Origin of the sequence: Bowmanella denitrificans (assembly GCF_039522935.1) — a bacterium.
Lineage (GTDB): Bacteria > Pseudomonadota > Gammaproteobacteria > Enterobacterales > Alteromonadaceae > Bowmanella > Bowmanella denitrificans.
On sequence record NZ_BAAAEI010000012.1, the window covers coordinates 124,338 to 137,480 of the forward strand.

The following is a 13,143-nucleotide window of genomic DNA, read 5'->3' on the forward strand; positions in this document are numbered from 1 at the left end:
AAACAGCAAGATCAGGCCGCCTGCAATTTGCAGGCGGCCTTATTCTGCGTTGTCATAGGCTTTGGGCCTTTTTGCTCAGGTACTGATAAACAGCCTCAGCCTGACGCTGTCTGGCAAAATCCACCAGATTAAGACCATCACATTTCAGGCCGTCCAAAGCTAATACTGTCCGGTAGACGCCGTTTTCACTGCTGGCTACCCGACCAATTTCCTGAAATACCGAGCGGCGCAATAAGGCTACGTCGTCTTTCAGTGCAGAACGGCAAAAGTTGGCAAAGGCCACATCACCGGTAAATGCATAACGTGATATTGGTTTGTCATCAGTGTTGGCCATTACAGCGGCGCTAAGCAACGTAGTGGCACAAAACAGGCTTAGGGCTTTCATAGGTTCACCTCGTTAAAGAACAAGCACATGCTTGCCTGATTAAGCCTACCTGGTTCTGCTTTTTGGTCTGTGTCTCTATTGTTTTCAATCAGTTAAATAATTGTAACCTGACCGAATTACAAAACAGACAGCAGAGATAGCGGTAGTTTCGCCCCCTTCTTTATAAAAAAATGAAGTCATTTACGGATTTATAGGCACAAAATCATCTTAAAAAATCTGGAAATTCAGAATTTTTTTGCCCTTTATGTCAGATTAGTTTTAACTTTTTGTTGCTAGTTTGCCCAAAATTGACGATACAAGAGATTCAGGGATGCAAAAACAACAGACGGAATTGGCATTTACAGCAGCGATTCATTCAGCCGTTTCACTGCCAGTACGGGTCTTGAGATAACAATAAGTTGTGGTCTGCCATGCAAAAAATCGCCAAACAGCCTTCTTCTCCCGCCATCTCCATTAAACAAGCCTCACTGGCCATTAAACTGCTACTCACCGTGGGTTTATTGCTGATACTGGTCACTCTGGCGTTTTTACTTTACAGCAACTGGTCTCTGAATCGCTCTGAACAGGTCATAGTCGGCCAGGTGTCGCAGCAGTTGGAAAGCAGCGTAACAGAGAGCCTCAAAGCGCAAGCCGGTATGCACGCTGCCGAGGTAGCCGCTAGCATAGAGAGTGTTTATCAGTACCCTAAAGCCGTTGCCACCCAGCTAGGCAAAACCATTGAAACCCCCGGGGCACAACCACTAACCCGCAAACAGGTGGAAGATCTTGTGCGCTATACCTTAAGCGCCAGCCCGTCTTCGTCCTTGTATGCCCAGTTTGAAGCCGGAGGCTTTTATGACAAAGACCAGGACTATATTAGCAATGCCAGCCATTCGGTACCTGGAGCCGGGACACTGGAGATTTATTTCGTCCGTGAGTCCAACGGCAATATCAACCAGGAACCGGTAGAAGATGCCGATGAGAAACACGACACCACGCGGGATGAATTTGGATTTCGCGCAGCAGAATGGTACTTGTGTAATCAGGAAAAAATGCGCCCTTGTCTGACCAATCCCTATAAGTATGAAATTCGTCCGGGTTATGAAGAATTGATGACCAGCCTGACCGTGCCGGTGATTGCCCAGGGCAGGTTTCGCGGTGTGGTAGGTGCCGATATGAACCTCCCCATTCTGCAGCAAAGAGCAGAGCAACTGGCAGCGTCACTGTTTGCCGGTAAAAGCAAAGTGTTTCTGGTCAGCCAGGACGGTATGTTGGTGGCCGCCAGCAGCAATCCGGATAAGTTAGCCAGGCCTTTTGCCGAAGTCCTTAATGCCGAACAGGCCAGACAACTGCGGGGTTTAGCAACGTCAGGTGACACGTTGAAGCTGGATAACTTCCTGTATGTTGCCAATCAAGTTGAGATAAAAACCGCACAAACTCAGTGGCAACTGATTATCGGCGTGGACTACCCTTCTGCCATGGCAGCGGTTGGCAATGTTTCCACTGCTATTCAGGAGGAAGTCTCAGCGCTGCTGGGCCAGCTTCTGTTAATCGCTTTAATTCTGGTGGGTGCCTCACTGGCCATCGTCTGGCTGTTTACCCGCAGTATTGTCAGTCCACTTCAACTGGTAGCGCAGCGTATGAAGGAACTGGCAGGACAGGGTGGCGATCTGACCAACAGCCTGCATGTCAGTACTCACCAGGAATTGATTGAGCTGGCTGAAGGTTTTAACCAGTTCCAGGAAAAAATTCGCCTGTTGCTGCAGTCAGTAAAATCATCCAGTCGTGATGTTTCACAAAGTGCCCATCAGACCTCTGGGTATGCCGAGCAAACCAGCAGCCAGATAAACCGCCAGCACGAAGAAATAGACAGCGTGGTGACAGCGATTACACAAATGTCGGCCACTGCCAGCGACGTGGCCAAACATGCCAACGACGCCGCCGACAGTGCACAATCGGCCAGAGATTCGGCTAATACCACAGAACAAACCCTGTCATTTGCCGTCGACGAAGTGACCAAGCTGGCCGAAGATATGGGCCAGGCTGCCTCTGCGGTATCCGCCGTGGCATCGCGCAGTAATGATATCCGCAAGATTCTCGACGTAATTGGTGCGATAGCCGATCAAACCAACTTGCTGGCGCTTAATGCAGCGATAGAGGCTGCCAGAGCAGGCGATCATGGCCGCGGTTTTAGCGTAGTAGCAGATGAGGTTAGGGCACTGGCATCTAAAACCGCAGACTCGGTCAAAGAAATTGGCGATGTGATTGCCGGTTTGCAGCAAGAGGTGAAAACCACAGTGGGGGTGATTGACGCCAACAGCAGCCGCGCTGGCTCGGCGGCGGATAAGTCCAGGGAAGCCTTTGCCGATTTGAGCAATATCGTCAGCGAAATTACCCATATTTCTGATCGCATCATGCAAATGGCCACCGCAGCGGAACAGCAAAGCGTAGTGAGCGAAGAGATTAATCAGAATATGGTGTCCATTGGCGACGCCACCCGTCAGGTAGCGGAGCTGGCCAGTTCTTCAACACAAAGCGCTGGCGCTATCAGTGACAGTGTTAAGCAACTGCAACAACAACTGGATAAGTTAAAAACCGAGTAAGCCGTGCAAACAAAAACACCCGCACTGTGGGCGGGTGTTCGTTTCTGGCTCAATGCTCAGGGGCGCATGGCTTTCTCGCCACGAGACAATCCACACACGCCGGTGCGCGACAGTTCAACGATTTCTGCAGTCTGTGCCATGGTTTGCACGAATGCGTCCAATTTGTCGCTGGTGCCGGTTATCTCAATAGTGTAATTACGCGGGGTAATATCCACCACCTGACCACGGAAGATATCCACCGTGCGTTTCACTTCATCCCGTATCGCATCACTGCGGGTGGCCACTTTAACCAACATAAGCTCCCGCTCAACATGGCTACCATCGGTAAGATCTGAAATTTTCAATACGTCAATCAGCTTATTCACCTGTTTGGTGATCTGCTCGATGACTTTGTCATCACCCACAGTGGTGATCGTCAGCCTGGACAGACTGGAATCGTCGATGGGCGCGACACACAATGAGTCAAGGTTATAGCCCCGCTGGGAAAACAGACCAATTATACGTGACAGTGCACCGGGTTCGTTTTCCATCAATACAGAAATAATTCTTCTCATCAGGTGCGCTCCGTCTTGCTTAGTCTCATATCATCCATAGCGCCGTATTTGATTTGCATGGGATAAACATGTTCATTCTGGTCCACGGCAATATCCATAAAGACCAGTTTGTCTTTCAGTTCAAAACAACGCGCCATGGCGGCGTCCAGTTCTTCCGGCTTGTCGACGCGGATCCCAACATGGCCATAGGCTTCGGCCAGTTTTACAAAGTCTGGCAATGAATCCATATAAGAATGGGAATGTCGGCCCTTGTAAATCATGTCCTGCCATTGGCGCACCATACCCAGAGCACGGTTGTTAATAGAGATAATCTTGATTGGCAAACCATACTGCATACAGGTGGACAGTTCCTGAATATTCATCTGGATGCTGCCATCGCCTGTTACGCAGGCCACCACGGCTTCAGGATGGGCAAACTGCACGCCCATGGCTGCAGGTAAGCCAAATCCCATAGTGCCCAGACCGCCGGAGTTGATCCAGCGTCGCGGCTTGGCAAAGGGGTAATATAACGCGGCAAACATCTGATGCTGACCTACGTCGGAGCTGACATAAGCATCGCCCTGGGTATGCCGATACAGAGACTCGATAACTTGCTGCGGTTTTATCAGCTCGTCACTGGTTTTATAGGCCAGGCAGTTACGCGCGCGCCAGGCGGCGATTTGTTCCCACCAGTCGGCAAGCTGTTCCTTGCGTTCGGTTTCATTAATTTCGTGCATCTGCTCGAAAAACTGCGTCAACACACTTTTAACCGAACCCACTACCGGAATATGCGCATTCACCGTTTTGGATATGGAAGCCGGGTCAATATCCACATGAATAATGGTGGCGTGCGGGCAAAATTTCTGCACATTGTTCGTTACGCGATCGTCAAAGCGGGCACCGAGCGCCAGAATACAGTCAGCATTGTGCATGCTTTTGTTAGCTTGCAGGGTGCCATGCATACCCAGCATGCCAAGGCATTGCTCATGATCGCCAGGGAAGGCTCCCAGGCCCATCAGGGTATTAGTAACCGGCAAGTGAAGCTTTTCGGCAAGCTCGGTAACCAGACCGCTGGCGTCACAGGCGATGGCACCGCCACCCACATAGAGTATCGGGCGCTTGGCATCCAACAAGGTTTTAAGGGCTTTTTTAATCTGCCCCATATGCCCCTTGATTGTCGGGTTATAGGAACGCATCTGTACCTTGTCTGGAAACTGATAAGGGTGCGACTCCAGCACGTTCACGACATCTTTGGGCAGATCCACCACCACAGGACCAGGACGGCCGGTATTGGCAATGTAATAGGCCTTGGCAATGGCATCGGGAATGTCCACCGCACGTTTAACCAGAAAGCTGTGCTTCACGATAGGCCGGGAACAACCCACCATATCGGTTTCCTGAAAGGCATCTTCACCGATATGCATGGAAGGCACCTGACCGGACAGGATCACCATCGGAATACTGTCCATATAAGCTGTGGCAATCCCGGTCAGGGTATTGGTTGCACCCGGGCCAGAGGTCACCAGCACAGTACCAGTCTGCCCGGTGGCTCTGGCATAGCCGTCCGCCATATGCGCGGCAGCTTGCTCATGGCGCACCAGAATATGTTGAACATCTTCCTGAGCATATAGGGCATCATAGATATCCAGCACGGCACCGCCCGGATAACCAAATACATGTTTAACCCCTACATCTTTCAGCGCTCTGACCACCATCGCGGCGCCTGACATCATCTCCACTGGCTATTCTCCCGTTGCTTCTGACAGATGCGGGCGTCTGTACCCGGCTGTCATGTTTTGTATCGGGGCATCCCCCTTTTTTGCCAAAGCACCAGCATGGCTGAGGACCAGCGCCATCGCCAGATCACTGCTGCTAAGAGGAAGAAAACTATACTGAAGGAGGAGAAAATTTTAAACAGTAAAGGCGGCAAAAGTGAGATATCTATCCCAATATAGAGAATAAATAGGATGAACATCCCGAAACCAGGGTTGAGAATACGAAAATTAGGATATGTTAACTTTTTGTTAACATATCCTTTGAGTTTAACTAGTCGTCCAATTCGATTTCGACGTCTGAGTCTTCACCCATATCTTCGTTGTCACCCATGCCACGGGACTTGGTGCCATAAATGCTGCCCATTTTAGGGCGGTTTATGCGCTTCTGGTATTTGCACCAGGCTTTTTCTGCAGCGCTTTGAGGCTCTCTGTCACCTCTGGCGGCGGCAATGTATCCTTCGTCCTCCTCAGTTTCAGGGGCAAGATGCCCATCCACTAAAGCAGCAATCAGGCAACCGTAGCGGCTAAGCGCCTGGCTTTCGGCAATAGAGAAATCCCCGGATCGGGAAAACCCATAAGGGTAATTCTTTGGATCAAGAAATTGGCGTTTCAACAGCTGTTCTTTCGTTTGTTTGGCCATGACGGGCATCCCCAACTAAAAAGTCATCAACATCAGGAATGATACCAATAGATTTGGTACAGGCAGCGTGGCCCAAGGGATATGGGCAATTGCCAAGGACTAGATAGTTTTAAAATGGGGGACTGTCAACAAAAAACTGTAATGTCCCCCCATTTTTTTATTGAATGAACAAATATTGGCCCAGCCAGTGCACCAGCAAATAACCAAAGCTGTAGGCAATAATCAACTGCAAACTGTATTTAGCGAAACGGCCAAAAGTCAGTCCTGGCACTTTACTCATAGCCACTATGCCAGCCGCCGAGCCTATCACCAGCAGCGAACCACCCACGCCGACCGCATAGGTCAGGCTTAACCAGGCGCCAGGATCCATATGGATATCCGCTTTCAAAAGCGCTGCGGTCAAAGGCACGTTATCAATAAAAGACGACAATACGCCCAAGGTATAGTTGGCCACAGGCAGCGGCATGACCTCATAGATCTTCAGCAGTACATCCAGCACCTGAATCTGCTTAAGCATACCCACCAGCAGCAGAATGCCCAGGAAGAACAGCAGCGTATCAAACTCGATACGACGGATATAATCCAGAATAGGATCTTCGTCATTGTCCTTACGCAGAAAGTGCGCCATAAGAAACATCACCGACAACCCGCACAGGAAACTCAGTACCGGCGGAATCTTAAAGGCAATATTGCCCAGAATCGTCATCAGGATAGTTGCAAGAAATACCAGCGCAATCAGCATATCCACTTTATTGACCGGAATACGCTTTCTGCTCAGGGTAATCTGCCCCTGCATGCCAAAGGACAGCATGGCCGCCAGCAGCAACACCGAACACAATGACGGCAAGCTCAGCCATAGTAGATTCTGAATTTCGGTTTTGCCATCCAGGAAGATCATCAGGGTGGTAACATCGCCGGTAATCAACGCCACACCACCTGAGTTAACGGCAAACACCGCCAGTACCGCAAACTTAAGCACTTTATCCTTTGACAGTCCCAACGGCAAAATCATCGCTACTGACACTAAAGTTGCGGTGATATTGTCGGCCAAGGATGAGAAAAAGAAGGCAAACAGACCGGTCATAAACAACAAATTGCGTTCGCTGATGCGACTGGGCAACAGTTTGTTGATCAGACTTTCAATCATGCGCTTTTTATTCAGATAGGCAACAAAGGTCATGGCCGCCACCAGAAATAACCAGAGGCTGGCAATTTCCGCGATATTCTCTTCCAGATGGTGGTTCACCAGCTCAGTGGCACTGTCGGTGGCGGCACTCAGATAAAGGATGACCCAGGAAAGGGTGCCGGTAAATAAAGTGATTTTGGCTTTACTGATATGGGTAACTTCTTCAAAAATCACCCCCAGCAAGGCCAGCACGGCCAGGCCGATTAGAAAAATCTCCACGCCACTCATGCGCTGTTGCCTTGTGATTTACAATGGCGGCGGATTTTAAACCATCAGCCAGCCTATGCCTATTATCCATTTGGTTAATGGGTTGCTAGAGATTTGTTGGCATTGGCCTGGTGGCTTGCTTAACGAGACTTTTTCGCCACCCAAGCCCACAGCATATCGCACTCAATGGTTTGTGCGCCGGTGCTGTCGGTAACAGTGACAGCAATCAGCGCCTCCCCCCGCTCCTGGGATTGCATGGCCTGAACCTGCTCATCACTAATGCTCGCCACGGCCTGCATATCGCCTTGGGCGCGGGTTAGATAGCGGATCTGCATGGACTTAATCAGTGGCAGTTTATCGCCCGGCAGATTCAAACCGAAGATAAAGCCCGTGGCCGACTCAGCCAGTAGTGCCATAGCAGCGGCATGTACACTGCCAATATGATTCTGGGCTTTTTTCAGGTTACGCTGGCGCATGGTCACTGTGCGTCCATCGGTAGACAGGATCTCCAGGCCCGCGGTACCCGCCAACTTTACTTTGCTGCAGAATGCCCAGGTGATAATTCGCCTGCTCAGCCAGGCCGGGTAGGTATTGGCTTTATCAACAAGACGGCGCAGCGGATTGGGGGCAGACATAAACACACTCCTGGTTGGACCAGTTAAAAAGAGTGCCAGATGCCGCCAGCTCAGGCAAATGGATTTTGCTTAAAAGGTGAATTCTTTATTGCGACGTTGTTGCTGGTCTTCATGAAACAATCTATCCAGCACTTTATTGCGTTTTTCATCTTCGACATATTCTTTATGCTTAATATGCACTTCGCCGTAATTATTCACGCCCCGCAGGGCATTTTCATAAGAAAAGCAATGCCAATCCTTGCTGAAAGCGGGGAAAGAGCAAAACAGTAAAAGAGACAGAAATATTTGTTTCATACTCGGTCCCAAAACACAGCGTACAACAGCCAATTAGTTATTCTGAGTTTTGTTAATAATATTGTCATCCAAACTGCAAACTTTGTGAAGAATATTCAACAGTAAAAAGGAAAGCACTCCACCAAATAGGATTGCAGAAACATCTCCTAAATCAAAAACCCCCAAACCAATATAAGGTTGAATAGCTTCATAAACCACACATCCTAAAACACAGGCCAAAAATTCCGTAGTCGCTAAAACTCTCTTTTTAATATATGCAGCAAAAAAAATGAAGCTCACCGTACTAAAAAAGCTAGGAGCGACACCTGAAAATCCAAAATCATTAACCTGACTATTGATGATCCAGCCTCTGTAGATTTCTCCCATCAAGATAGTAACAAGGAAAAATAAAAACCCAACAAAGAAAAAAAATCTATATTTATAAATCATCTAAAAATCATCAGCCAATATAAAAATAGTCTAGATGGGAGAGTTATACCCCCATCCAAATATATAGTTAATAAATTAAATAGTACCGAATCCAGAATTAGGTGGCGGTGTTCCGGGATTGCTTCCCCAACCATTCTGGACTTCTCTTTCCATATGATTAATATAACCGCCTATCATTGCTTTAACGCCATCATATAACATCCCCCCTACAATAGCTCCCGTTACAAAAGGCCAAAATTGAGGAGGAGGAGGCATTCCTCCGTTAATCAATGCAACTTCATCCAAAGATAGTTCAAGCATTTCATTATCTACAAAAGTCACATTTTTCATATTCATATTTTCCATTTAAACTCTCCACTTTGAAATTACATCTGGCGCCATCGCCAAACAACTTAAGTATATTACTTCGCTTTCTTTAATCACCTACCCGCTCGGGTAGTTTTTTATTAAAAACAACAATAAGCTCATTGCGCTTCCTGATATCGAGTTTCCGAAATATCTGCTTAAGATGAAACTTCACTGTATTTTCACTAATAAAAACTTTATCAGCAATTTCTCTGTTTGAATATCCCTGAGCGCAGAGCATGGATATCTGCTTCTCACGGGTAGAAAGGGGCTGTGTTGGCATATTTAAGTACATTTTTCTATCCTCAACTTTCTTTTCCCTTAGTGCAGGGCTCTTATCCCTTAGTAAGTTCCTTTAGTTTGCCGTCCTTTAATTCCAACACCCGCTGTGCTGACTGAATAGTCTCTGGTCGGTGGGCGACAATAATGCGGGTAATCTTTAGTTGCTGAATATGTTGGTTGACGATGGATTCCCGCAGGGTATCCAGATGGCTGGTGGCTTCGTCCATAAACAAAATTCTGGGTTGGCGGTATAAGGCCCTGGCCAGCAAAATCCGCTGTTTCTGCCCGCCACTGAGACTGGCCCCCATATCCCCCACTAGCGTGTTGTATTGCATGGCCATTTTAATAATGTCGTCATGGATACAGGCCTGGTATGCGCATTGTACTACCCGCTGCAGATCGGGTTTGGCGTCAAAACAGGCGATATTGTCGGCAATACTGCCGCTTAGCAGTTGGTCGTCCTGCATTACCGCAGCAATCTGCTGGCGAAAACCGGCCACTTGCGCTAAGGGCTTACCGTCAATCAGCACTTGGCCGGCGCTTGGATTTAACAGGCCCATCATGCATTTAAGCAAAGTGGTTTTGCCGCCACCGCTGGGGCCGACAATGGCGACGGTTTCACCGGCCTCAATATGCAGATTGAGCTGACTAAATAGCGGGGTATCAGCGCCACTGTAGGTGAAGCTTAGATTATTCAGGCTGAGTTGGCCCTGCACTGAAAGATGCGTAATCGCCGGATGGTTTTCAAGCCCCTGGTCTTTACCGGTAAACACCATATCAGCCAGGCGGTTAAAGTGCAGATCCAACATGCGGAACTCAATCCATTTAGCAATCAACGAGTCCATTGCGCTGATAAAGCGACTTTTATAACTGATAAAGGCATATAGCATACCTACCGTCATCAGGTTATCCATTACCGCTGTGGCAGCAAAAAAGATAATCAGAATATTCTCGAAACCGAACAGCAGCTTGTTGGCACTGTCGAAGCCAATCTGCCAGCGGCAGATACTGATATCCTTGTTCATGGCTTCGGCCAGCCGGTTTTGCCACTGGCTTTGCCGGTCCGCTTCCTTACCAAACAACTTCACTGTCTGCATAGCGCGCATGGATTCCATAAAATGCGATTGCTCCCTGGCCTGGGCGACGATCTGCTCTTCGGTTAACAGCCGCACCGGACGGTAGAGCAGATAGCGCAGCAGGGCATAAAGCAGGACTACGCCCAGCACGATAAAGCTTAAAGTGGCATCGTAAACAAACATCACCACCAGGGTGATCATTGCCATTAAGCCGTCAATAAGGGCAGTGACCAGGCCGGTAGTCAGCATGTCACGAATATTGGCCAGCGAACCGAAGCGGGACACCAGGTCGCCCATATGCCGCTTGGCAAAATAGTCCATAGGCAGACGGATAAGGTGGTGGAATACATTGGCCGACATCTGCATATTCAGGCGACTGGAAAAATGCAGGATCAGGGTTTGCCTCAGCAGGCTGGTACCGGTGTCGATCAGCAGCAACAGTCCAAAGCCCATGGCCAGCACTAATAGCAGGCTGTCGTCACTGCGCAGCAGTACATCATCCACCACGGTTTGCATATAGTAGGGGCTGACCAGGGCAAACAACTGCAACAGCAATGATAATACTAAAACCATCAGCAGGCTGCGTTTCAGGCCCTGGATACTGGACCAGAACTGGCTGAAGCCCAGACGCTGTTTTTCCGCTCCCGGTTTAAATTCTGCAGTCGGGGTGAGTTCCAGCGCAACACCGGTAAACAGCTGACTCACTTCGTCAAAGCTAAAACGCCGTTCACCTACGGCCGGGTCGTGGATTACCACTTTATCCTTGCCGACCGCCTTGAGCACCACAAAGTGCTTCATTTCCCAGTGCAGAATACAAGGGGTTTGTAGCTGGCTAAGGTGTTGCATATCCAGTTTCAGTGCGCGACCAGACAAATTCAGCCTGGCGGCGATATCCATAACCTGCTTTAAAGTAGCGCCATGGGCCGAGATAGGGTGCTTATGCCGTAGGCTGGTCAGGTCGGTGTCAAAGCCATGGTAACCGGCTATCATGGCCAGACAGGCCAGGCCGCATTCGGCAGCCTCGGTTTGCAATATCACCGGCAGACGCTTACCGGAGCCAAAATGCAGCAAGGTATCGGTGGCGACGCCGGTTTGAGGAAGAGCAGAAGTAGTCATTATACCCGGCCTTTTAAGCTAAGCAGTGGCTCAAATAACCACTCCAGCAGGCTACGCTCTTTCAGGCGAATATCGGCCGATAAACTCATCCCGGCCTTTAATGACAGTTGCTGGCCATAGGCCTGCACTGACTGGCTGTGCAACATGGCTTTGACCAAATAGACAGGTTCCGCCACCGCCACCAGCGACTGACTAATTTCATTGGGTAACAGCACGGAATCAGACACTTCTGTGACCTGGCCCTGGTACAGGCCAAACTTCTGGTAAGGAAACGCATCGTAGCGAATATCCAATGCCTGTCCCGCCTGCAGAAAGCCTGCCGCTCTTACCGGCACCAACAAATTGGCCTCAATCAGGCTATCAGCAGGAACTAGAGTTACCAGCGGTTTATCGACCTGAACCTGCTGACCGATGCGGGCCTGAAGATTGGTGACCGTACCGTCGATACTGGCTTTAATCACATAGGCGCGCTGACCGTTCAGCTGGGCAATGCGCTGGGCCAGGTCGCTGAGGCTGCGCTGCGTGTCGTCCAATTGGTTTTGCTGTTCAGCGGGCAACAGCGCCTGCTGCGTTTGCAACTGCTCAATACGGTTAAGTTGGTTCACCTTCTCGCGCTCCAGCCCCTGCAACTGACTTTGCAAGGTTAGACGCTGTTCCTCGGTATCCTGCACTTCTCTGGCAGAAATATGACCAAGGCTGTGCATATGCTGATAATCGCTTGCCCGTGCGCTTAGCAGCTTATAATGCTGCGCTAAAGTGGTGGCCTGGCCTTGCAACTGAACTAAATCGGCTTTCGAGGCCAGCAACTGCTGCTCGATATCCTGCAGTTTTAACTGATGAACCTGATTGAACCTGGCCAGTTTCCGGGTCAGAATCTGTTGCTGGCTTTGATACTCGGCCAGCAGCAGCGCTTCAAGGTGCTCGCCGTCGGCCAGCACCTTATCACCGTTAATCACCATTAACGGCTGGCCCTGCAGCACCTCTTCGCCCTCCGCAACCAGAATTTGCTTAATCCGCCCCTGACCTGAATCAGGGTAAAGTCTGACCAGCCCCTGAGCTGGCTCAAGCCAGCCATTGACCGTTTCTTTACGGGCGTACTGGCTACTTGCCAACCAGACAACAACCACCGCAACCCAAATCAGCAGGCTGATGGCAATAATAGAATGGGAAAAACACGGGATAACCAGCACCTGACCATGTAGCCTGTCCTGCTGATGTGCGACAGCCTGGGTGCGGAATAACGAACCTTGCATATGATAAATACTCCCTTGAGGAATTCATTTCCTGGACTACCTCCTGGTCGGTAATAAGCTCCTTACCGACCCCACTGCTCTACCTGGCAGCTTGTTAACATTCTATAAAAAGCATTTAACACATGGCAAGGTTAATATTTTATTTATCTTTATATATCAATACATTACGTGATTATTTCGGTCTTATTCATGGCAAATCAATACCTTTTCGAGGACGCAAAAGCGCTGACTTTTCATCTCCCAAAAATCTTGTATCATTTTGTAATCAAAGGGGTTTGCAACTGAAAGCTCACTCCGCAATCAGCTCAATTTATGAACAACTCAAACACCAAGCGGGTATTTTTGAAAATACCTTTCTAAACAGCATTGCAACCCTGTCTGCACCAGGTCACTTAGGTTTTTAAG

General features: G+C 49.2%; 14 protein-coding genes. 2 read left to right on the top strand and 12 right to left on the bottom strand.

Annotated features, from left to right (window positions below; all coding sequences use genetic code 11):
* Positions 1-52: 52 nt before the first annotated feature.
* A complete protein-coding gene (locus ABD028_RS11545; protein WP_343845010.1) occupies positions 53-385 on the bottom strand; it encodes a hypothetical protein in 333 nt (110 codons plus the stop codon).
* A 410-nt stretch (positions 386-795) separates the two neighbouring features.
* On the opposite strand from ABD028_RS11545, the gene ABD028_RS11550 reads away from it, so the two are divergent.
* Positions 796-2,967 carry a methyl-accepting chemotaxis protein gene (locus tag ABD028_RS11550; protein WP_343845012.1) on the top strand — a complete coding sequence of 724 codons (2,172 nt, stop codon included), beginning with the start codon at positions 796-798 and terminating at the stop codon, positions 2,965-2,967.
* A 56-nt stretch (positions 2,968-3,023) separates the two neighbouring features.
* Here the strand turns inward: ABD028_RS11550 and ilvN are convergent, their stop codons facing one another.
* From ilvN to ABD028_RS11605, 11 genes are all read right to left on the bottom strand, one after another.
* Positions 3,024-3,521: an acetolactate synthase small subunit gene (gene ilvN / locus ABD028_RS11555; protein WP_102794663.1), complete on the bottom strand. Its 498-nt coding sequence runs from the start codon at positions 3,519-3,521 to the stop codon at positions 3,024-3,026.
* Positions 3,521-5,239 carry an acetolactate synthase 3 large subunit gene (locus tag ABD028_RS11560; RefSeq protein ID WP_343845014.1) on the bottom strand — a complete coding sequence of 573 codons (1,719 nt, stop codon included), beginning with the start codon at positions 5,237-5,239 and terminating at the stop codon, positions 3,521-3,523. Before ABD028_RS11560 ends, ilvN begins: the two co-directional genes overlap by 1 nt.
* A gap of 307 nt (positions 5,240-5,546) precedes the next feature.
* Positions 5,547-5,915 carry a MaoP family protein gene (locus ABD028_RS11565; RefSeq protein ID WP_102794665.1) on the bottom strand — a complete coding sequence of 123 codons (369 nt, stop codon included), beginning with the start codon at positions 5,913-5,915 and terminating at the stop codon, positions 5,547-5,549.
* Positions 5,916-6,072: 157 nt separating this feature from the next.
* Positions 6,073-7,329 (bottom strand): sodium:proton antiporter NhaD, encoded by a 1,257-nt coding sequence (gene nhaD, locus ABD028_RS11570; protein ID WP_343845016.1) that lies wholly within the window; start codon positions 7,327-7,329, stop codon positions 6,073-6,075.
* Between the two features lie 119 nt (positions 7,330-7,448).
* Positions 7,449-7,943 carry a DUF4442 domain-containing protein gene (locus ABD028_RS11575; protein WP_343845018.1) on the bottom strand — a complete coding sequence of 165 codons (495 nt, stop codon included), beginning with the start codon at positions 7,941-7,943 and terminating at the stop codon, positions 7,449-7,451.
* Between the two features lie 69 nt (positions 7,944-8,012).
* Positions 8,013-8,237 (bottom strand): hypothetical protein, encoded by a 225-nt coding sequence (locus tag ABD028_RS11580; RefSeq protein WP_343845019.1) that lies wholly within the window; start codon positions 8,235-8,237, stop codon positions 8,013-8,015.
* Between the two features lie 33 nt (positions 8,238-8,270).
* Complete coding sequence (locus ABD028_RS11585) at positions 8,271-8,666, bottom strand: hypothetical protein (protein ID WP_343845021.1); 396 nt, start codon at positions 8,664-8,666, stop codon at positions 8,271-8,273.
* A 75-nt stretch (positions 8,667-8,741) separates the two neighbouring features.
* Positions 8,742-9,011 (bottom strand): hypothetical protein, encoded by a 270-nt coding sequence (locus ABD028_RS11590; RefSeq protein ID WP_343845022.1) that lies wholly within the window; start codon positions 9,009-9,011, stop codon positions 8,742-8,744.
* Positions 9,012-9,081: 70 nt separating this feature from the next.
* Positions 9,082-9,306 carry a response regulator transcription factor gene (locus ABD028_RS11595; RefSeq protein WP_343845024.1) on the bottom strand — a complete coding sequence of 75 codons (225 nt, stop codon included), beginning with the start codon at positions 9,304-9,306 and terminating at the stop codon, positions 9,082-9,084.
* A 40-nt stretch (positions 9,307-9,346) separates the two neighbouring features.
* Positions 9,347-11,485 carry a peptidase domain-containing ABC transporter gene (locus ABD028_RS11600; protein ID WP_343845026.1) on the bottom strand — a complete coding sequence of 713 codons (2,139 nt, stop codon included), beginning with the start codon at positions 11,483-11,485 and terminating at the stop codon, positions 9,347-9,349.
* Positions 11,485-12,738: an HlyD family secretion protein gene (locus ABD028_RS11605; RefSeq protein ID WP_343845028.1), complete on the bottom strand. Its 1,254-nt coding sequence runs from the start codon at positions 12,736-12,738 to the stop codon at positions 11,485-11,487. Before ABD028_RS11605 ends, ABD028_RS11600 begins: the two co-directional genes overlap by 1 nt.
* A gap of 122 nt (positions 12,739-12,860) precedes the next feature.
* On the opposite strand from ABD028_RS11605, the gene ABD028_RS11610 reads away from it, so the two are divergent.
* A complete protein-coding gene (locus ABD028_RS11610) occupies positions 12,861-13,142 on the top strand; it encodes a hypothetical protein (protein ID WP_343845029.1) in 282 nt (93 codons plus the stop codon).
* Position 13,143 lies beyond the last annotated feature (1 nt).